Source organism: Extensimonas soli (assembly GCF_029211265.1).
GTDB classification, from domain to species: Bacteria; Pseudomonadota; Gammaproteobacteria; order Burkholderiales; family Burkholderiaceae_C; genus Extensimonas; species Extensimonas soli.
The window spans coordinates 1-21,029 of sequence record NZ_JARGEL010000005.1 but is presented as its reverse complement, the minus strand read 5'-3'; the positions used below and the strand labels follow the sequence as shown (position 1 = coordinate 21,029).

Annotated in this window: 15 protein-coding genes and 1 pseudogene; 7 read left to right on the top strand and 9 right to left on the bottom strand. The window is 61.7% G+C overall.

Translation table 11 applies throughout. From position 1 onward, the window contains the following. Nucleotide 1: 1 nt before the first annotated feature. The 3 genes from PYV55_RS00860 to PYV55_RS00850 all read right to left on the bottom strand — a co-directional run bounded on the left by PYV55_RS00860 (nt 2) and on the right by PYV55_RS00850 (nt 4,947). Nucleotides 2-1,030: a helix-turn-helix transcriptional regulator gene (locus PYV55_RS00860; RefSeq protein ID WP_275848382.1), complete on the bottom strand. Its 1,029-nt coding sequence runs from the start codon at nt 1,028-1,030 to the stop codon at nt 2-4. Beyond that, nucleotides 978-2,606: a DUF2779 domain-containing protein gene (locus tag PYV55_RS00855; RefSeq protein WP_275848380.1), complete on the bottom strand. Its 1,629-nt coding sequence runs from the start codon at nt 2,604-2,606 to the stop codon at nt 978-980. The genes PYV55_RS00860 and PYV55_RS00855 overlap by 53 nt, the downstream gene beginning before the upstream one ends. A 250-nt stretch (nt 2,607-2,856) precedes the next feature. Then, complete coding sequence (locus tag PYV55_RS00850) at nt 2,857-4,947, bottom strand: AAA family ATPase (RefSeq protein ID WP_275848378.1); 2,091 nt, start codon at nt 4,945-4,947, stop codon at nt 2,857-2,859. A gap of 339 nt (nt 4,948-5,286) precedes the next feature. Between PYV55_RS00850 and PYV55_RS00845 the strand changes: the two genes are divergently transcribed. From PYV55_RS00845 to PYV55_RS00830, 4 genes are all read left to right on the top strand, one after another. Further along, nucleotides 5,287-6,021 carry a hypothetical protein gene (locus PYV55_RS00845; RefSeq protein ID WP_275848377.1) on the top strand — a complete coding sequence of 245 codons (735 nt, stop codon included), beginning with the start codon at nt 5,287-5,289 and terminating at the stop codon, nt 6,019-6,021. Continuing rightward, nucleotides 6,008-6,889, top strand: a complete 882-nt coding sequence (locus PYV55_RS00840) for a PP2C family protein-serine/threonine phosphatase (protein WP_275848375.1) — start codon at nt 6,008-6,010, stop codon at nt 6,887-6,889. The genes PYV55_RS00845 and PYV55_RS00840 overlap by 14 nt, the downstream gene beginning before the upstream one ends. Nucleotides 6,890-7,823: 934 nt before the next feature. Next, nucleotides 7,824-8,198 (top strand): hypothetical protein, encoded by a 375-nt coding sequence (locus tag PYV55_RS00835; RefSeq protein WP_275848374.1) that lies wholly within the window; start codon nt 7,824-7,826, stop codon nt 8,196-8,198. Between the two features lie 144 nt (nt 8,199-8,342). Next, the gene (locus PYV55_RS00830) at nt 8,343-8,951 is read left to right on the top strand and encodes an arginase family protein (protein ID WP_275848372.1); all 609 of its coding nucleotides are present in this window, start codon (nt 8,343-8,345) and stop codon (nt 8,949-8,951) included. A 52-nt stretch (nt 8,952-9,003) separates the two neighbouring features. Here the strand turns inward: PYV55_RS00830 and PYV55_RS00825 are convergent. After that, nucleotides 9,004-9,207 (bottom strand): annotated as a pseudogene (locus PYV55_RS00825) (DUF3683 domain-containing protein); the annotation flags it as partial. Nucleotides 9,208-9,425: 218 nt separating this feature from the next. Here PYV55_RS00825 and PYV55_RS00820 point away from each other — a divergent pair. Both PYV55_RS00820 and PYV55_RS00815 read left to right on the top strand, forming a co-directional pair. Next, complete coding sequence (locus tag PYV55_RS00820; protein ID WP_275848368.1) at nt 9,426-9,794, top strand: helix-turn-helix domain-containing protein; 369 nt, start codon at nt 9,426-9,428, stop codon at nt 9,792-9,794. Continuing rightward, a complete protein-coding gene (locus PYV55_RS00815) occupies nt 9,791-10,240 on the top strand; it encodes an RES family NAD+ phosphorylase (RefSeq protein WP_275848366.1) in 450 nt (149 codons plus the stop codon). Before PYV55_RS00820 ends, PYV55_RS00815 begins: the two co-directional genes overlap by 4 nt. A gap of 939 nt (nt 10,241-11,179) precedes the next feature. Here PYV55_RS00815 and PYV55_RS00810 read toward each other — a convergent pair. The 3 genes from PYV55_RS00810 to PYV55_RS00800 form a co-directional block, all read right to left on the bottom strand. Then, nucleotides 11,180-12,658, bottom strand: a complete 1,479-nt coding sequence (locus PYV55_RS00810) for a glutamate synthase subunit beta (RefSeq protein WP_275848364.1) — start codon at nt 12,656-12,658, stop codon at nt 11,180-11,182. Between the two features lie 63 nt (nt 12,659-12,721). After that, the gene (locus tag PYV55_RS00805) at nt 12,722-17,452 is read right to left on the bottom strand and encodes a glutamate synthase-related protein (RefSeq protein WP_275848362.1); all 4,731 of its coding nucleotides are present in this window, start codon (nt 17,450-17,452) and stop codon (nt 12,722-12,724) included. A 142-nt stretch (nt 17,453-17,594) separates the two neighbouring features. Continuing rightward, the gene (locus PYV55_RS00800; protein ID WP_275848360.1) at nt 17,595-18,332 is read right to left on the bottom strand and encodes a transposase; all 738 of its coding nucleotides are present in this window, start codon (nt 18,330-18,332) and stop codon (nt 17,595-17,597) included. A 136-nt stretch (nt 18,333-18,468) separates the two neighbouring features. Here PYV55_RS00800 and PYV55_RS00795 point away from each other — a divergent pair, with 136 nt between their 5' ends. Beyond that, nucleotides 18,469-19,581: an S-(hydroxymethyl)glutathione dehydrogenase/class III alcohol dehydrogenase gene (locus PYV55_RS00795; RefSeq protein WP_275848358.1), complete on the top strand. Its 1,113-nt coding sequence runs from the start codon at nt 18,469-18,471 to the stop codon at nt 19,579-19,581. Nucleotides 19,582-19,658: 77 nt separating this feature from the next. Here PYV55_RS00795 and PYV55_RS00790 read toward each other — a convergent pair whose 3' ends face one another. Beyond that, nucleotides 19,659-20,570, bottom strand: coding sequence for a class I SAM-dependent methyltransferase (locus PYV55_RS00790; protein ID WP_275848356.1), 912 nt, complete (start codon nt 20,568-20,570; stop codon nt 19,659-19,661). 265 nt (nt 20,571-20,835) lie between these two features. After that, a partial coding sequence (locus PYV55_RS00785; protein ID WP_275848354.1) for a hypothetical protein occupies nt 20,836-21,029 on the bottom strand: 194 nt, incomplete at its 5' end.

Below are 21,029 nucleotides of genomic sequence, written 5' to 3'. Positions count from 1 at the left end.
ATCATGTTTCCTCGTTTTTCATTGACTTTTTGTCCACCTCACTCACCGCCCCGCCAAACCCCCGCAGCCACCAATCAAGCATCGCGCTATCCACTACGGTGGCGCTGATTTTGAGTTTCCCGTCGCCAAGTTCCTCCACCTGCTGATCTCTCGACAGCGGTGTTTCCAGCAAATGCAGGCCGGCGCCGCGTTCGATGCGGAAGGTGAGGCGAATCTTCTCCCCTTCGCCAAAGCCGAAGCGTCCGTCGTCGTCGTACATCTTGAGGTCGAAGCCTTTGGGGCGAGCGAAAGTCAGCGTCGAGACCTCTGCCGAATGGATGCGGTGCAATGCAAGATTGCGCTCGTTGTCATAACCCTGGTAGCGACAGACGAGGTACAGCCGCGGGCCTTGCTGTACCAGCCCCAGTGGCATGACTTGCACCTTGGCGCGTTTGCCGGCGGCGTTTTGGTAGTCGAGGTCCAGCCAACGGTTGGCGTAAAGCGCTTCGCTCACGGCCTCGAACACGCCGGGCGCAATTTGGGGGGGTAGCAGGGGCTGGCTGGTGGCAACCACGCGCACTTTGCCCGGCCACTCGCGCTCCAGCTGCGCCGTGCTGTCCGGGCCCAGGTTGCGCCGGGCCTGGCTGAAAAAGCCCTCCATGGACTTCATCAAGCGGACTGGCAAAAGGTTTTTCAAGTGTTCTTCGGCCAAGCGCAACAGCAACGACTCTTGCGGCGTGAGGTTGGGCACGGCCAGTGCCTTGGCCTGTTCCAGCCAGCAATAACCATAGGGCTTGCTACGGTCGTCGCGCTCGATCTCGAAATGGTCGCTGAACATTTCGAGTTGCCGTTGAATTGTGCGCAGGTCGCGGTCGATGCCTGCGTCTTTGAGTTGCCGGTGCAGTTCGCTCGCCGTCACCTTGCGCCCACGCGGGATACGGCGCAGCAATTCCAGGGCCAACAGCACAGTTTCGAGGGTATCGGGGCGTTTGGCCATATCAGTCTTTCCAGGACGTGCCGCTGAAAACCGACCATAGGCGCACCATGGCATAGGTGTCGAGTGCGCAGTAGGCCAGCAATTGCCGCTCGATGTCTGCCTTGCGTGCCGCGCTGCTCTGCGGCGCCAGGGCCGCCAGATAGGCATTCATGGCCATGCCACCGTCTTGCACGCCGTCGAGATCGTCGTAGCGCAAGTCGGGGCAGAGGGTGGGTAACACCGCCTTGATGCTCCAGCTGCCACGCTGGTCGGGGTGGTAGTAGTGTTCGCGTGCAATAGGCAGCAGATCGACCACCCGTTCATTCAGCGCCAACAACGGTTGGGCAAGCTGCGGGAAACGCTGCGCAAGTTCGCGAATGCGGGTGGTCTCGAAGGCGGCGTTGTAAACGAAGATGGGGCCGCGCTCGCCACACGCGGCAATCAGTGCTTCGGCAAAGGCTTTGGACGGGTCTTGCCCGGAGAGGTCGAGAAACGCATGCTGCTTGAGCTTTCCTGCCCTTGACAAGCGATGCACGCTGAACTGGAAGGGTATCTGCTGGTACGGCCGCGTACCTTTCCAGATCGGCACGGCAAACTGGATGGTTTCGAAGTCCATGAAGTAAGCCGGCAATTTGTGCGCCGCCAAAGCTTGCGCAGCAGCTTGGGCGTCGAAATAGGCCTGCCCGGACAGAGTGACGGCTTTGACGCGCCGCTGTTTGTGGTTGAGCACATCATCGGGCACTGCACGCAACTCGGTAATGCCGTGGGTTTGGACGTGCGCCGACAGTTGTGATCCCCAGCGTCCGGGCAGCCACTGGATAGGCTGTTCGGCCTGCGGCTCCTGGCTCTGGCAATACGTGAGAAAGCCGCAGTCGTAAGGACTGGAGCAGTGAGTGCCAGTCGTTACCGCAGGTTCATTTTTCTTCGCGACGATTTTTTGCGCCTCGGCAATCCAGCCGCCCACTTCTTCGCCACGACCGAAGGCTTCTGCGCTCAGGTCGTTTTCCACGAGCAGCCCGGCGTAGTCTTCGTTGCCTGGATATACCCAGGAACTGTCGATGTGCGCAAGCGCAATGGCGGTGAGCGGCACGCCCGATGCGCGGGCAACGAATGACTGCACGGCTGCATCGTCGCGGTGGTAATCCTTGACCGAAGTGGAAGATTTCACCTCGACCATGCGCCAGGTGAGTGTGCGGCCTTTTTGCTCGGGCAACAGGACGTCGGCAAAAGCCAGCGCCCCCTTGGCCCGAAAACCTGCCTCGAAGATCGGCTGGGCTCGCTGCAGCAGAGCTTGGGTGCGCTCGAATGCAGCATCGAACCCTTCGGCATGCAGGTCGATCAATTTCCCCTTGCCCAAGGGGTCATAAAGCTGGCGCGCAATGTCGCCGACCTGATGACCGATGGCAAAGCTGGCCTGGGTGGCGGCAGAGTCTTCACGCAAGTCAGGGCGATGGACTTCGAGCCACAAGCGTTTGGGGCACTGGCGCCACGCCAACAGCTTCGATTTTGAAAGCACTCGCACAATGGTCTCCGGGTAAGGTTGCGCTAGTGTAGTGTTTGATGCTTGATGCGACAAATAAAACCGATGGATTTTTGGTCTGGGCAAGGCGCAAACCGCAGCGATACCGGGTGGTATCGCGAGGATTTGCAACGCGGCCCGGGCCGAAAAGACGCGGTTTTATGTCGCAGATAGTGTCGAACACTACACTAGGAGCCTGTCGGACTTTGGAATCGTCGGCTGCGGATGTGCCGCAGCGGCCCATTTTTTACCGGCTTCTTGCCCCATAGCACCACTATGGGGCGGCGAATCCGGCAAAAACTGGTCTCGCGGGGGGCGCCTTCTCGCTATCGACGCCCAAAGTCCGACAGGCTCCTAACCTGAATGATCGACGCAGGGGCGGTCACAAAAATCCCACGGGCCTGGGCGCCCCTTCCTTGAGGGCGCATTCTGCTTCGAGTGCAGCAAGCAGCGCCGTTGCAGATTCGATGGGACGAAAGCGATGCTGGCGCAGCACGGCGGCAAAGTCGCCGGGCGTCAACCGTTGCAAGCGTGCAATCCCTGCTTGGTGCTCCGGTGCGGGCGTTGCGAGCGCAAGGTCAGCGCAGTGACGACACAAAAGCTCCCACGCCTGGTCGGCTCGCAGGTAGTCGAACCTGACCTTGAGGTCGAACCGCCGTAGCGCCGCCTGATCCAACCCGTGCATCAGGTTCGTGGAAGCGATGAACACGCCAGCGAAAGACTCCATCTGGGTGAGCATTTCGTTGACCTGGCTCACCTCCCAGCTTCGATGCGCCCCCCGGCGGTCTTGCAGGAAGCTGTCCACTTCATCGATCAAGAGCAGGGCTTTTTCTTGTTCAGCCTCACGAAAAGCGCGGGCGATGTTTTTCTCGCTCTCCCCAACCCACTTGGACATCAGGTCTGATGCGCGCTTGACCAGGATTGGGGCCCCGAGCTGCTGGGCGAGCCAGCGTGCATAAGCGGTCTTGCCCGTGCCTGGCGGTCCGTACAGACAAAGCCTGCCCGCTCGTGCGGCCACCAAACCGCGAGAGACGGCGTCGAGGTCAGCATTGGCGTTTATAAAGCGTGGATCGTAGATTGGGGGCAGACGGTTGGGGTCATGCGCCAGCGGCGCCCGCAACCCTTGCGCTTCGAGCGTGCTGCAGATCAAGTGCTCGAACGCTGCGGCAGCCTGCGCTGACCCCACATCTTCTCGGATGGAGCGTGCGACCCCAGCGGCTTTGGCGACCACTGCAGGCGCCAGAGTCTCGACCTCTGCGATACGGGAAATGCGGGAGCTGTCGAGCAAATCGCCACAGCTTTCTTGCAAAATCCGCTCGCGTTGCTTTCTGGGAGGCACAGGCAGCTCGAACACCATATCAAAGCGGCGCATGAAGGCGGGATCGAGCCCTTTGATGGAGTTGGACAGCCACAAGGTGGGTACGGGGTTTTCTTCGAGCATGCGGTTGATCCAGGCCTTGCGCAGCTGCGCAGTGCTTCTGCGCCCGAAAAAACCTTCTCCGTCGTTGAAGACGTCTTCGACTTCATCGAAGACCATCAGCGCGCGCCGTTGCGAAAAAAAACTTTGCCCGGCCCGAAAGGCGCGCAAACGAAGCTCCCCTCTGACAGGATCACCATCTTCATCTTCACAGGCTACCTCATACAGCTCACACTTCAGATCGCCAGCCAACGCGCGCGCCAGCTGGCTTTTGCCGGTTCCCGGGGTGCCATGTACGAAGATGTTGACACCGCGCCGCCCCTCTCTGAGGGCGCGGTGAAGATAGGGCTGCAAGATGCCCAGCGATGGCTGAATATGCTCATAGTCCGACAAGCGCAACTGCCCCTGGCTGGCCATGGAAACGGTGCCGCTCAGCAGATGGATTGGATTTGCTTCGGCACTCGCCATCAGGTCGGCGAAGGAGTCGGACAGCAAATTCAGTTTGCCCCTCAGGGTACCTGCGCCTTTGCGCTCTACAGCGAGCAGACCCGAACGCGCGAGAATGCTTTGCGCGCTCAACGAAGCGCGGATGTCGTGTTCAGGCAAGTTCAAAATGACCGACAAGGCATGAAAGACCTTGACCGTCGAGAGCTGCTCCAGCCAGTCGGCCGCATCGTCGAGCAGGCGTTCGTTGTGAATCGCCACCGCGAACTCCAAGATTCGGCAATCGACGTTGTTTAAACCTACCAGCTTGGACAGTTGCTCTATGTTGTCATGCATGCGGGCCGACACTGGTTCCTTGGCCCATTGCGTTTCTGCGTTTTGATGGAGTTGTCGTAGCTCTGCCCGTATGACTTTCAGGTCCAAGTCTTTGGGCGAAGGGTCAATCCAATGCCCCAGACCAATGGTTTCTGCCAAGGCGTCGATGGCAAACCCATCCGGGCTCAGAAACTTGCGCTGCCCCCCCAGCGGTACCAGGATGCGCAACAGCCAAAGCCGGATGAGCGGGGGAATGTCCACAGCGTGGCTGGCGTAACGGAAATGGCGTATCACCATAAAGACCTCCATCAAGACGATGGGGGCTATTATTGGGATGTGTGCGACATGATGTGTCGCACGAATAGCGACTCACAGTGCTGCATGAACGAAATGATTCGCCGAGTATTTAGCGCCTGCTCATCTGCGCAATTTACCTGAGGGGGTGGTGTTGCACCTCGGACTTGAGATCGCCGACCTGAAAGTTTCGTGATTTTCACTTCCAATTTGTGAGCAAAACCCCGACGTGACTAAATTCTGCGACACGATTTGTCGCAGCGATAGCGATAATGTGACTCTAGCAGCCTCTGGCCCGACGGTCGAACCCAGAACTTCACGAGAGTTTTCGAAAGGAAGAAAATGACAGCCAACCCAGATTTTGAAAAATGGGCTTTGTCCTATGCGGGCTGCGATGGCGGCGACATCGGCAGCCCCGGGCGCCACTCCATTTGGGTGTGCGGCATTGAGTGGGGCGGGAACCAAAGCACTGAGCAGCTCAGAGACGCAATGCAGTGCGATGAATCTCTGCCTCGACCTGGATATGGTGATGCCACGCACAACCTGAAGCACATTTTCAATCGGCAGGCACTGAAGATACTTTCCGCCATCAACGGTCAAAAGGTGTCGGAATACCGCGATTTTTGCCAACAGGCACAGCCCTTCGCCCAAGGCTCCTCGGGTTATTTCAAGCTCAATCTCTACCCGATAGCGTTCAAGGACACCAACCGGGTCCGCTGGCATGCAGAATTTGCTGAGGCGACCGGTTTCGACACAAAGGCCGCTTATATCAAGTGGTGCCAAACGCACCGCTTCCCGAGGATGCGGCAATGGGCCCATACTGCCAAGCCCAAGCTGATCCTATGCTTGGGCAAGGATTACCGTACCGACTTCAAGCGCGCTTTCCATGCCGAGAATACGAGCTTCAACCACGTATCCATCGATGGTCGAGATCTATGGTGGAGCCTCAACGCCGACGGCACCCTTGTCGCCATCATCCCCTTCATGGTCAACCGCTACGGCTTGACTCGCAACGACAGCATCCAGAAATTCGGCGATCAAATTGCCCAATTGTTGGAGCAACATGGCTGCCTCTAGTGACATTCTGCGCATTGCGGCCTTCCAGCAAATCATGCGCCCAGCGTACCTGCACCACACAATGCAGCAAGATGCGCTAGTGCTGCAAACGATCCATCGGAAACGCCACATCCAGCAAAAGCCCATGGGGCAATGGGACTGCGTTGCACCCGGTGGTATTGCATGGCTGTCGGTAGCCGATGGTGTGGCATCCAGCCCCTGCGCCGATCTGGCCAGCCGCAGTTTTTTGCAGGTGCTACACCCTGAACGCCTGGCCACGCCGCTGTCAGCTCGGCAATTGCCAGCCCTGGTGCGCCAGGCACGGCTAAACTGGCGGGCTCAGCACCTGCGGCCCCACACCCGTGGCGCGGCCTGCACACTGGCAAGCCTGCTTTATTCCGATGGTCAGGTTTGCGCCGTCAACAGCGGGGATGCACGCATCTGGCGGCTGCGCCCGCAGATCGATGGCGGCGTACAGTGGCTGCAACTCAGCCGCGACCATACGGTGTGGCAACAGATGCTCGACGATGGAGATGCGGAGGCTGGGCAGGCGGATGCATATGCTTCTATGTACCAGGGCCTGCTGCACTGCCTGGTGCTGGATGCCGATGAAGATCCAAACGAAGATTGCACCGAGCAAGAAGACTGGCTCCATATCTGGCATGGGAGGGCTGAGCCCGGCGATGCCTATCTACTGGCCACCGATGGTCTGCATAGCGTTCTGAGCGATGTGCAAATGCAAGCGATCTGGGGGGCGGCAAATTCGCCTCAAGAAGGTTTGCGTGCACTGCACAGCGCGTTCCGTCGGAACGGGGCGCAGGATGACATTTCAGTGGTCTTGCTGCACTCCGGCAAGCACTGCAAAAAATTCAAAAGCGATAGCTGTTAGTGCATGTCAGCAAAGGGCTGGGGCCCAGCCCGACTCTCGGCTCATGATCTCGCTGAACGGCCCGGGCCATGAACAGGGGATAGCGGCGGGAGTCTATATGATCGTCGGGGATGCGACAGGTAGGCACACACTACCGGGGTGCATATTCCAGTCGGGTTTTACAATGGATATCCTCTGGGAGGAAGAACGCTACAGTACCCGGCAAACGCATCATGGATCTTCGCGTGAGCAGCACGCGGCTGCTCGAATCGCATGTGACGCCGCCCACACAATGGCCAAGACGCGACTGGTGCGCCCGCACCGACCCACTGGGCTGTGTACGGCAGAGCAAAGTGGTTTCGCATAAAGAAATAGAGCAACGGCTCAGTATCTAACCTGAACATCCATTGACTTTCAAAACGAGAATTTTTATAATCTCACCCGTGCCGATTTGACTTGCAGATTGCGGGCACGTAAAAATTTCAGCTAAAGCGATAACACCCGCCTCAGGGTTTTTGACCGGGCCCCTTGCAATGACAGCAAACCGTCCAGCCGAACACAACTGCAGGTGGGTTTTGTTTTTCTGGGTGTAAAAGCCCGTCGCCGGATTTAATCGACAAATTGCCGGGGCGACTCACAAATTCTGGCTAAAGAGCCGGCTCTCCGGAAATCCGGAAGCCATTTCCGTAACTTGAATTTTCTGGAGAGCCATCTGTGAATTGCATCTTCCCCCAGCGTATGACGCGCTGACTTCCGTAGCTGGCCTTGAACGTTGATCGCCGCGACAGCGGTGGTGCGTCCGCGCACGCCTGTTTGGCGCGGCGGGGCTGCCACCTTTCGCGGCAAGGGACAACTCATGCCTAAAAGAACTGGCTCAGACCAGATCTTTCCCGGCCTTGTGTTGCACCTTGCGCGATCGCGGCGTGTTCAGACCTAAACGGAAAAAGGAGTTGCCATGTCTGTCACCCTCGAGACCCACTTTGTTGAATCCAAGTCCACCGATCCGGTGGAGCGGGCCATCGCCCGCAAGGTGATTCGAATTCTCAACGACCAGACGCTGGATCGCCAGCAGCGGGAAAGCCTGGTGAAAAAAGCGCAGCGTGAGCTGCTGCGCCATCAGCAGCAGGTGCGCCAGCGCCAGTTGCTGGAGCAGGGCAGCGGCGAAAGCCCAACTGCCCAAAGGCTTTCGAGCCATCTCAATGCAGGTGCAGGACGGACAAATGCATCTCGGTGCAAGCCACAAGAAGTCCGGATTTGTATGGATCCCGGTCGGGCAGGCGCCGCAAGGCGTGACGTCCAGGCATGCCTGTGCCCTGCCGACACACGCTAAGTCAGTCAAATGCAAAGGAAAGGAAGCAGACCCGATTGCCACGCGGCGCAGGGAGCTGGCACTGAGCCAGTGAGGAAAAACAGCCAGGGAGGCTCTAAAGCTTCTCTGGTCCGAAGCATCACTTACCCAGATCAAGGAGGTTACATGAAGATTTTTTCCCGGGACGAAATGGTGGCCGACGCTTCCAGCTACTCCCTCTCTCCACTCAAGCCACGTGCATTCGTCAATCAGCTTGACCGCATGATATTTGCCAAGATCGAATCCTTCGAGTCGGCAACCCGCGAGCAGCTCAAGCTGGCACACGACGCCGACCATGTCGACGGCGTCCTGGATGGCCGACTGCCCAATGGATTTGGCAACAAATCCCCAGCAATGGCCAGCAGCCTGCTCTACACCGTTGGCTCAATCATTGCCGCGCCCCGTGAAGCGGTCTGCCCGGAACGCGAGCAAAGCGGCCGTCCTGTCACCTGTTCGCCGACATCAGGGTTTCACCACGCTGGGTATGACTATGGCGGTTGTTTCTGCACCTTCAATGGTCTGCTGGTGGCGGCTTTGGTGGCGCGCCAGGAAAACTCTGTGACCGTGTGTTCATCGTGGATGGCGACCAGCACTGGGGCGATGGGACGCAGGACATCATCGAACGGCATGGCCTGCGCTGGATCCGCCAGTTTCACGGGCCGCGCACCAATGCGAAGGACTATTTCAAGGCATTGCGCTCATGCTGGAGCGAAATCGAGCGTGCCGATCTGGTGATTTACCAGGCGGGTGCAGACATCCATGTCCGGGATCCTCTGGGTGGGATTCTGACCACGGCGCAGATGCGTGAGCGCGACGACATGCTGCGCCGCTCCTTGCGCAGCTGGTCGAGCAAGCCCCAGGCCGCCGCGCCCAACAGCCGGATCACGATCTCGCGGTCGGAAAACGAGGTGTAGTTATAGGGGATTTCACGCAAGCGCACGGCCTCATCGGCCTGCGCCTGCAGTTGCGTCAACGCAATCGGAACGTTCATGGAGGATAGACCTGGAACGGACGCCAAGCGCCCTAGAGCCTCGGGGCGCAAATTCTATGCGAGGGGGTTTGCCGGCGCCGGCGGCAGCGCAGCCGCCGTAGGGCTTGTGGGGTTGTCGAGAAAGAGGGCCGCGGGGTAGAGAAAGAGGGCCGCGGGGTATTTTGTGCATAGATTGTGCTTAAAATGTTCAATATGCCCACATCTCACAGAAATTCCCCATGGCAGCTATCCTCTCCGACATTCTCAAATCTGCGCGCGAGCCTGGTACGTCGCGGTTTTCCGCCTCGGGCATTGCCGGCATTCTCGGCCTACAGCAGCAGGAGCTGGCCGAGCTGGCCGGGGTGCATCGCAACACAGTGCGCATTCATCCCGAATCGCCGCGGCTGCAATCCGCACTACGCGATCTGATGCGGGTACTCTCCGCCGCCACGGCGGTGGAGCCAGACCCGCAGCGGGCCATCTTTCTCATCAAGAACGAGCCCATCCCCGCCTTCCGCCACAAGACCTTGTTTCAATTGGTACAAGAAGGCAGGACGGAAGACGCTATCGACTACCTGGAGTCGGTCAGCGCCGGATTCGTCGGATGATTCTCCACGACCTGCCGGCCGGAACCACGTTGTTCCGGGCACACTCGCCACAATGGGCCAGCCGGCCTTTGAGTGGCGAAGGTGCAGCGCGCAAGGGCGGACGCTTCAATCGGCCTGGGGTTGCAGCCTTATACCTGTCGCTGGACGAAGTGACCGCGCTGCGCGAATACCAACAAACATCACCGTTCCTGCCGCCCTGCACGATGTGTTCGTACACGGTGACGCTGCGCGGCTTGGTTGACCTGCGCCAGCTTCAGCGTGGCGAGCCCTGGGACGACCTATGGCACGACTGGCGCGAGGATTGGCGACTCTTGAAGCTGGAGCAACACATCGAGCCGCCAACCTGGGTGCTCGGGGATCTCGTACTGGCCCATGGTCACACTGGCGTTCTGTTTCCGAGCCAAATGTGTGACGGTGGAGTCAACGTCGTGGTGTATCTAGTGTAGTGTTCGACGCTATCTGCGACATAAAACCGCGTCTTTTCGGCCCGGGCCGCGTTGCAAATCCTCGCGATACCACCCGGTATCGCTGCGGTTTGCGCCTTGCCCAGACCAAAAATCCATCGGTTTTATTGGTCGCATCAAGCATCAAACACTATACTAGACCGGCTCCAAGGCGCAAACACCATTGAGGTCAATGACCCCGATCACCGACTGCCGAAAGACCCATCCAGTTGGATGCGCTGACACCCAGCGCAAGCAGTGCAGCTGGGTTTGTCGCGCCACATTGACTGGACTGTGATCGAGCCTACAGCGACGAGCCTGCGACTTCCCATCCTGCCAGAATGGGCGATTTGTGAAGGCCAAGCCCAACCGTATCAACGCGGCAAGTCGCTCGAACCCATCAGATAGGCATCAACGGCGCGTGCCGCCTGACGGCCTTCGCGCGTCGCGGGCGGCCAGCCTGCGACTTCCCATCCTGCCCGAATGAGCGATTTGTGAAGGCCGAGCCCAACCGCATCAACGCGGCAAGTCGCTCGATCCCATTAGGTACGCATCGATGGCGCGGGTGGCCTGACGGCCTTCGCGCGTCGCAGGCGGCGAGCCTGCGACTTCCCAGCACGCCCGAATGGGCGATTTGCGAGGGCCGAGCCCAACCGCATCAACGCGGCAAGTCGCTCGAACCCATCAGGTACGCATCGATGGCGCGTGCGGCCTGACGGCCTTCGCGCGTCGCAGGCGGCGAGCCTGCGACTTCCCAGCACGCCCGAATGGGCGATTTGCGAGGGCCGAGCCCAACCGCATCAACGCGGCAAGTCGCTCGAACCCATCAGATAGGCATCAACGGCGCGTGCCGCCTGACGGCCTTCGCGCGTCGCAGGCGGCGAGCCTGCGACATTTCATCACGCCCGAATGGGCGATTTGCGAGTGCCGAGCCCAACCGCATCAACGCGGCAAGTCGCTCGAACCCATCAGATAGGCATCAACGGCGCGTGCCGCCTGACGGCCTTCACGAATCGCCCACACCACCAAACTCTGCCCCCGCCGCATGTCGCCCGCGGCGAACACTTTGGGCACGTTGGTTGCGTAACCGCCTTGGTCTTCGGTCGTGGCCTTGGCGTTGCCGCGGGCGTCTTTTTCGATGCCGAAGGCGTCGAGCACCGCAGACACGGGGCCCAGAAAGCCCATGGCGAGCAGCACGAGGTCGGCTTGATAGACCTTTTCGCTGCCGGGCACTTCGACCATCTTGCCGTCTTTCCACTCGACGTGCACGGTCTTGACGCCCGTGACCTTGCCCTTATCACCGAGGAATTCCTTGGTAGCGATGGCGAATTCACGCTCGCAGCCTTCTTCGTGGCTGGAGCTGGTGCGCAGCTTGATCGGCCAATAGGGCCAGACCAGGGGTTTGTTTTCTTGCTCGGGCGGCATGGGCATGAGTTCGAACTGCGTCACGCTGGCGGCGCCGTGGCGCTTGCTCGTGCCCACGCAGTCGCTGCCGGTGTCGCCGCCGCCGATCACGATCACGTGCTTGCCGTCAGCGCGGATCTGGTGCTTGAGCTTGTCGCCTGCGTTGACCTTGTTTTGCTGCGGCAAAAACTCCATCGCGAAGTGAACGCCCTCGAGCTCGCGCCCCGGCACGGGCAGGTCGCGCGACTGCTCGGCGCCGCCGGTGAGCAGAATGGCGTCGAAGTCCTGGCGCAGCTGCTCGGGCGTCACCGTTTCTTTGGCGCCGTTGAGGATTTTGGCGCCCTTGCCCAGCCCGTCCTTGGGCGCGCCCACAAACACGCCCGTGCGCACTTGCACGCCCTCAGCCTGCAGCTGCTGCACACGGCGGTCGATGTGCGATTTTTCAAGCTTGAAGTCGGGGATGCCGTAGCGCAGCAGGCCACCCACGCGATCGTTCTTTTCGAACAGGGTGACCTCGTGCCCGGCGCGCGCGAGCTGCTGCGCGGCGGCCAGGCCCGCGGGGCCGGAGCCGACGACGGCGACTTTCTTGCCCGTTTTGCGCGCGGGCGGCTGCGGCTGCACCCAGCCTTCGGCCCAGGCGCGGTCGATGATGGCGTGCTCTATGCTCTTGATGCCAACGGCGTCGTTGTTGATGTTGAGCACGCACGCGGCTTCGCAGGGCGCGGGGCAGATGCGGCCGGTGAACTCGGGAAAGTTGTTGGTGCTGTGCAGCACCTCGATCGCGCGCTGCCACTGGCCGCGATAGACCAGGTCGTTGAAGTCCGGGATGATGTTATTGACCGGGCAGCCGTTGTTGCAAAACGGCGTGCCGCAGTCCATGCAGCGCGCGCCTTGCACCTTGGCCTCTTCTTCATTGAGGCCGATGACGAATTCGCGGTAGTGCTTCAAGCGCTCAGGAACGGGGCGGTAGCCTTCTTCGAGCCGTTCGTATTCCATGAAGCCGGTGATTTTTCCCATGTTGGTGTCCTTGTGCAGAGGGTGGGGTGCGAACCGGCCCCCAATGCAGGGGCCGGCCTGCGCTCACTTGGCGCTCACCGCTTCCTTTTTAGTAGCTGCTTGCGCTTGCTTGGCGGTCTCTTCAAACACTTTTCGCTCATTGATTTCGGCCAGCGCGCGGCGGTACTCGGTCGGGAAGACCTTGACGAACTTGCCGCGAGCGACGCTCCACTGGTCGAGCAGTTCGCGCGCGCGCTTGCTGCCGGTCCAGCGGTTGTGCTCTTCGAGCAGCTTCTTGAGCTGCGCCTCGTCGGTCTGGCCGCGGTGCCAGATGGCGCGCGGCATGGTGGCGAGCTGCTCCTCGCTGGGAAGCACGCGCTCGAGCGTGACCATGGCCAGGTTGCAGCGGCTGCCGAATTGGCCATCTTCGTCATAGACGTAGGCCACGCCGCCGCTCATGCCGGCTGCGAAGTTGCGCCCGGTCTTGCCGAGCACCGCTACGGTGCCGCCGGTCATGTATTCGCAGCCATGGTCGCCCGTGCCTTCGATCACGGCAGTGGCGCCCGACAGGCGCACGGCAAAGCGCTCGCCCGCGACACCGCTGAAGAAAGCCTCGCCGCTCGTGGCGCCGTAGAGCACGGTGTTGCCGACGATGATGTTGCGCGTGGCCTCGCCGCGGAAGTCCAGGCTCGGGCGCACGACCACGCGCCCGCCCGAAAGGCCCTTGCCGGTGTAGTCGTTGGCATCGCCGATCAGGTACAGCGTGATGCCGTTCGTGAGGAAGGCGCCGAACGACTGCCCGCCCGTGCCCTCGAGCTGGATGCGGATGGTGTCGTCGGGCAAGCCCTCGGGGTGCACGCGCGTGACGGCGCCCGAGAGCATCGCGCCCACGCTGCGGTTGACGTTGCGCACGGCCTCGATGAACTGCACGCGCTCGCCTTTGTCGATGGCCGGACGGCTGCGCTCGATGAGGCGGCGGTCGAGCGTGTGCTCGATGTTGTGGTCTTGCGTCTCGCTGTGGTGGCGCGGCACCGCAGCATCTGCGGGCGGCTGCGCGAACAGGCGGCCGAAGTCCAGACCGCGCGCCTTCCAGTGCGCGATGCCCTGGCGCATGTCGAGCAGGTCGGCGCGGCCCACGAGCTCGTCGAAGGTGCGAATGCCGAGCTGCGCCATGATCTGGCGCGCCTCTTCGGCGACGAAGAAGAAGTAGTTGACCACGTGCTCGGGCTTGCCTGAGAACTTTTTGCGCAGCACCGGGTCCTGCGTGGCCACGCCCACGGGGCAGGTGTTGAGGTGGCACTTGCGCATCATGATGCAGCCCTCGACCACCAGCGGCGCAGTGGCAAAGCCGAACTCGTCGGCGCCCAGCAGTGCACCTATGACCACGTCGCGCCCGGTCTTCATCTGGCCGTCGGCCTGCACGCGGATGCGCGCACGCAGGCGGTTGAGCACCAGCGTCTGCTGCGTCTCGGCCAGGCCGATTTCCCAGGGGCTGCCCGCGTGCTTGATCGAAGACCAGGGCGAAGCGCCCGTGCCCCCGTCGTGCCCGGCGATGACCACGTGGTCGGCCTTGCACTTGGCCACGCCCGCGGCGATCGTGCCCACGCCGGTTTCGCTGACCAGCTTGACGCTGATGCTCGCGTGCGGGGCGGCGTTTTTGAGGTCGTGGATGAGCTGCGCCAAATCCTCGATCGAATAAATATCGTGGTGCGGCGGCGGCGAGATCAGGCCCACGCCGGGTACGCTGTGGCGCAGCTTGCCGATGTATTCGCTCACCTTGCCGCCGGGCAGCTGGCCGCCTTCGCCGGGCTTGGCGCCCTGCGCCATCTTGATCTGGATCTGGTCGGCGCTCGTGAGGTATTCCACGGTGACGCCAAAGCGCCCCGAAGCCACCTGCTTGATGCGGCTGCGCAGGCTGTCGCCATCCTGCAGCGGCAGATCGACCTCGACGTTCTCGGCGCCGATGATGCTCTTGAGCGTGTCGCCCTTCTTGATCGGGATGCCCTTGAGCTCGTTGCGGTAGCGCGCCGGGTCTTCGCCACCCTCGCCGGTGTTGCTCTTGCCGCCGATGCGGTTCATGGCGATGGCCAGCGTGGCGTGCGCCTCGGTGCTGATCGAGCCCAGCGACATCGCGCCAGTGGCAAAGCGCTTGACGATCTCGCTCGCGGGTTCGACCTCGTCGATAGGGATGGCCTTGGCCGGGTCGATCTTGAACTCGAACAGGCCGCGCAGCGTCATGTGGCGCCGGCTCTGGTCGTTCACGAGCTGCGCGTATTCCTTGTAGGTGTTGAAGTTGTTTGCGCGCGTGCTGTGCTGCAGCTTGGCGATGGTGTCGGGCGTCCACATGTGCTCTTCACCGCGCGCGCGCCAGGCGTATTCGCCGCCTGCGTCGAGCATGTCGGCCAGCACCGGGTCGTCACCGAAGGCGGCCTTGTGCATGCGGATGGCTTCTTCGGCGATGGCGAACACGCCCATGCCTTCGACGCGGCTTGCGGTGCCCGTGAAGTATTTGTCTATGGTTTCCGAGTTGATGCCGATGGCCTCGAAGAGCTGCGCGCCACAGTAGCTCATGTAGGTGGAGACGCCCATCTTGGACATGATCTTGGACAGACCCTTGCCCACGGCCTTGATGTAGTTGGCGATGGCCTTCTCGGCCGAGAGCTCGCCCGGCAGCTCCTTGTGCATCTCGGCCAGGGTTTCGAGCGCAAGGTACGGGTGCACGGCCTCGGCGCCGTAGCCGCCGAGCACGGCAAAGTGGTGCACTTCGCGCGCCGAGCCGGTTTCCACCACCAGGCCCGCCGAGGTGCGCAGGCCCTCGCGCACCAGGTGCTGGTGGATCGCAGAGAGCGCGAGCAGCGCCGGGATGGCCACCTGCGTGGGGCCCACGGCGCGGTCGCTGATGATGAGGATGTTGGCCCCACCCTGGATCGCATCGACGGCCTGCGCGCACAGCGAGGCGAGCTTGGCTTCGACGCCCTCACGCCCCCAATCGAGCGGGTAGGTGATGTCTATCACCTGGCTCTTGAACTTGCCCTGGGTGTGCTTTTCGATGTCGCGCAGCTTGGCCATGCCGGCGAAGTCGAGCACGGGCTGGCTGACCTCGAGGCGCATGGGCGGGTTGACCTGGTTGATGTCGAGCAGGTTGGGCTTGGGCCCGACAAAGCTCACGAGCGACATCACGATGGCCTCGCGGATCGGGTCGATCGGCGGGTTGGTCACCTGTGCGAACAGCTGCTTGAAGTAGTTGTAGAGCGGCTTGTTTTTGTCGGAAAGGACGGGCAGCGGGCTGTCGTTGCCCATCGAGCCAATGCCCTCCTCGCCGTTTTGCGCCATGGGCGCGAGCAGGAATTTGAGGTCTTCCTGCGTGTAGCCGAAGGCCTGCTGGCGGTCGAGCAGCGCGACCTTGGAGGCCAGCGGCGCCGCGGACACGCCACCGCCCACGTTATCGAGCTTGATGCGCAGGTTTTCGATCCACTGCTTGTAGGGCTTGGTGTTGACGATGTTGGCCTTGAGCTCCTCGTCGTCGATCATGCGGCCCTGTTCGAGGTCGATCATGAACATCTTGCCGGGCTGCAGGCGCCACTTGCGCACGATCTTGTTCTCAGGCACGGGCAGCACGCCCGACTCCGACGCCATGATGACCAGGTCGTCCTCGGTGATGCAGTAGCGCGAGGGGCGCAGGCCGTTGCGGTCCAGCGTGGCGCCGATCTGGCGCCCGTCGGTGAACACGATGGAGGCCGGGCCGTCCCAGGGCTCGAGCATGGCGGCATGGTATTCGTAAAAGGCGCGCCGGCGCTCGTCCATGGTGGTGTGCTGCTCCCAGGGCTCGGGGATCATCATCATCACGGCCTGGCTGATCGGATAGCCGGCCATGGTCAGCAACTCGAGGCAGTTGTCGAAGGTGGCGGTGTCGGATTGGTCGGCAAAGCTGATCGGGTAGAGCTTTTTGAGGTCGGGGCCGAGCACGGGCGAAGCCATCACGCCTTCACGCGCCTTCATCCAGTTGTAGTTGCCCTTGACGGTGTTGATCTCGCCGTTGTGCGCCACGTAGCGATACGGGTGCGCGAGCGGCCACTCGGGGAAGGTGTTGGTGGAAAAGCGCTGGTGCACCAGACCCAGCGCCGAGACGCAGCGCTCGTCCTGCAAGTCGAGGTAATAAGTGCCCACCTGGTCGGCCAGCAGCAGGCCCTTGTAGATTACGGTGCGGCTGCTCATGCTGGGCACGTAATACTCTTTGTTGTGCTTGAGGCCCAGCGCCTGGATGGCCGCGCTCGCGGTCTTGCGAATCACGTAGAGCTTGCGCTCGAGCGCATCCTGCACGATCACGTCGCTGCCGCGGCCGATGAACACCTGGCGCAACACCGGCTCCTTGGCGCGCACCGTGGGCGACATGGGCATGTCGTGGTTCACCGGCACGTCGCGCCAGCCCAGCAGCACCTGGCCTTCGGCCTTGATGGCGCGCTCCATTTCCTGCTCGCACGCAAGGCGCGAGGCGTGCTCCTTGGGCAGAAAGACCATGCCCACGCCGTATTCGCCTGCGGGCGGCAGGTTCACACCCTGTTTGGCCATCTCCTCGCGGTACAGCGCGTCGGGGAGCTGGATCAGGATGCCCGCACCGTCGCCCATGAGCTTGTCCGCACCCACGGCGCCGCGGTGGTCGAGGTTTTCCAGAATCTTGAGCGCCTGGGTCACGAGCCCATGGCTCTTTTCGCCCTTGATATGCGCCACGAAGCCGACGCCGCAGGCATCGTGTTCGTGCACGGATGAATACAAACCCTGTTGTTGCAAAAGCTGGGCCTCGGCAGCCGAAGTCATGGCGCACTCCTCAAATTTCTAGCAAGGGCCGCAAGATTAGTGCATTGCAGCATTCGCGGCAACAAAAATAATTGGGGTCAGATTCCAATTATCTGGCAAATTTTCCGTCTTCTATTTATTTGGGGACACATCAAAACAATAGCTACAAGTGCTCACCAGATGGTGCATTCAAGGCACTTTTACGCACACTCTCTGGCATGCGCACCGGACGCCCGGCCTTGGAACGCACGACGCGCCGGGGCGATTTTTTTTGCACCTCGGCCAAAAAATCGCCCTCCCCCAGCGCCCAACCGCGCAGCGTGGCATCCGTGAGCGCACTCTGCTGCGCCGCGCTGATGCCGGCCTGCACCAGTTCGGCGTATGCCGCCTCGCGCGCAAACGGCGTGTTGCCAAGCTCCCAGTAGAGGGCATGCGGCGTCACCAACCTGTCCTGACGCAAGCCCACGTAGTGCGCGTAGCTCGACCAAGGCCAATCACCAGCTTGCGCCGCCATACCCGCGCGCACCGGGTTCAGGTCTATGTACGCCATGCAGGCAAGCAAATAGCGTTCCGACTCGATCATGGTGCTGCGGTAGCGGCCCTCCCACAAGGTGCCCGTGCGGCCATGGCGCCGGTTGAAGTAGCGCACGTAACTGCGCCCCAAGGCTTGCATCATCAGCGGCAGCGCCTGCTCGGTCGCGGGCGTGGCCAACAGGTGGAAATGGTTGTCCATGAGCACGTAGGCATGCAGTTCGACACCGAATTTCTGCGCGTACTCGGCCAGCAAACCGAGCATGTGCTCGAAATCGCCGCGATCGACAAAAATGCGCTGGCGGTTGTTGCCGCGCTGGATGACGTGGTGCGGGTAACCGGGCAAGGTCAAACGGGGAAGACGGGCCATGGCGTGTCCGAAAATTTGAATCTGACCCCAATTAAATCAGAACTTCGGAGTCCGCCCGAAAATTGGAATCTGACCCCAATTATTTTGGGCGCTGATTACAATGCGCCTCCCCCCTGTCCTCCGAGGAGAAATGCCCATGAAATCCCGTGCCGCCGTGGCCTTTGAAGCGGGCAAGCCGCTGCAAATCGTAGAGATCGACGTCGCCCCGCCCCGCAAGGGCGAGGTGCTGATCAAGATCACCCACACTGGCGTGTGCCACACCGACGCCTTCACGCTCTCGGGCGATGATCCTGAAGGCGTGTTTCCTGCCGTGCTGGGTCACGAGGGTGCGGGCATCGTGGTCGAGGTGGGCGAAGGCGTGACCAGCGTCAAGCCGGGCGACCACGTGATTCCGCTCTACACCGCCGAATGCGGCGAGTGCCTGTTTTGCAAGAGCGGCAAGACCAATCTGTGCGTGGCCGTGCGTGCCACGCAGGGCAAGGGGCTGATGCCCGACGGCACGACGCGCTTTTCCTACCACGGCCAGCCCGTGTACCACTACATGGGCTGCTCCACGTTCAGCGAATACACCGTAGTGGCCGAGGTGTCGCTGGCCAAAATCAACCCGCAGGCCAACCCCGAGCAGGTGTGCCTGCTGGGCTGCGGCGTGACCACGGGCCTGGGCGCCGTGAAGAACACGGCCAAGGTGCAGCCCGGCGACAGCGTGGCCGTGTTCGGCCTGGGTGGCATCGGCCTCGCGGTGATCCATGGGGCCCAACTCGCCGGCGCCGGGCGCATCATCGCAGTGGACACCAACCCGGCCAAGTTCGATTTGGCGCGCACCTTCGGCGCGACCGACTTCGTCAACCCCAAGGATCACGACAAGCCCGTCCAGCAGGTCATTGTCGAGATGACGGGCTGGGGCGTGGACCACTCGTTCGAGTGCATAGGCAACGTGCAGGTGATGCGCGCGGCGCTCGAATGCGCACACCGCGGCTGGGGCCAGAGCGTGATCATCGGCGTGGCCGGTGCGGGGCAGGAAATCAGCACCCGCCCCTTCCAGCTCGTGACCGGTCGCAAGTGGATGGGCACCGCCTTTGGCGGCGTCAAGGGCCGCTCGGAGTTGCCGGGCATGGTGGAAGACGCGATGGCCGGCAAGATCCGCCTCGCCCCTTTCGTCACGCACACCATGCCGCTGACCGAGATCAACCGCGCGTTCGATCTCATGCACGAGGGCAAGTCGATCCGCAGCGTGGTGCATTACGGCTGAAAGGTTGACTCAGGAGGCGAGGCTTTCGGGCTGCGCAAGGCCGCTCGGCACCACGCGCTCAGGCCATTTTGCTGTCGTCACTCAGGGATGCGAAAGCGCGCCCCCAGCGTCGCCTCGAGCCCGAATTCGGCCAGGATGGCATGCAGGCGCTCGGCGGCGCTGCGTTTTTTCTGCCCGGTGTAGCGCGCGATGATGAGCTCGTTTTTCAGGCTGTGCTCCCAGCCCACGAGTTCGGTCACGGTGACCTGGTAGCCGCTGGCTTCAAGGCGCAGGCAGCGCAGCACGTTGGTGAGCTGGCTGCCGAATTCGCGCGTGTGCAGCGGGTGGCGCCAGAGTTCGGCCAAGGGCGTGCGCGCAAGGTGCAGCGCCTTGTCGTGGCGCAGGCAGGCGGCGAGCTCGGCCTGGCAGCAGGGCACGAGCACCATGGCGCGGGCCTTTTTTTGCAGGCCGAAGTCGATCGCATCATCAGTGGCGGTGTCGCAGGCATGCAGCGCCGTGACGATGTCGATGCGCTCGGGCAGTTCGGCCGCCTGCGCCGACGCAGCCGCCGAGAGGTTCAAAAAGCGCATGCGCTCGAAGCCCAGCCGCTGCGCGAGGGCATGCGATTTTTCGACGAGTTCGGGGCGCGTTTCTATGCCGTAAATCCACCCCCGCCCGAGCTCTTTGAAATACAGGTCGTAGAGGATGAAGCCCAGGTACGACTTGCCCGCGCCATGGTCGGCCAGCGTGGGCCGGTGCGCGGGGTCGTAGCCATGGGCTGCGCAGTCTTGCAGCAGCGGCTCGATGAAGTGGAACAGGTGATAGACCTGCTTGAGCTTGCGCCGCGCGTCCTGGTTGAGGCGCCCTTCGCGCGTGAGGATGTGCAGCTCATGCAGCAGCTCGATCGACTGCCCGGGACGCAGCTCGGACGCATCGAGGGCTGCGTCTGCGCTGCCCCGGCGTTTGGCTGGCGGCGCATGGGGTTTGCGTTGCGACGTTGGTGTGTTCATGGCGTGATTTTGCATCGGGGCATTCTCGCGGGCTGCAATGCTGCCGCACCGTGATCGCCGGCCGCTGGCTTGCTGTGCTCCGATACCCTTTAGCAGACTCGAGCTAGTGCAGTGTTTGATGCTTGATGCGACAAATAAAACCGATGGATTTTTGGTCTGGGCAAGGCGCAAACCGCAGCGATACCGGGCGGTATCGCGAGGATTTGCAACGCGGCCCAGGCCGAAAAGACGCGGTTTTATGTCGCAGATAGCGTCGAACACTGCACTAGCAGCCTGTCGGACTTTGGGCGTCGAAAGCGAGAATGCGCCTCAGCGTGACCAGTTTTTGCCGGATTCGCCGCCCCATAGCGGGACGGGTGCGATTCAAACTGATGTGTCCCAATAGAGGGTAAGCCAGCAACGCCAGGAGGGCAACGTGATGAAACCAGACGAGATCAGCGACGAAGAGATAGTGCGAGG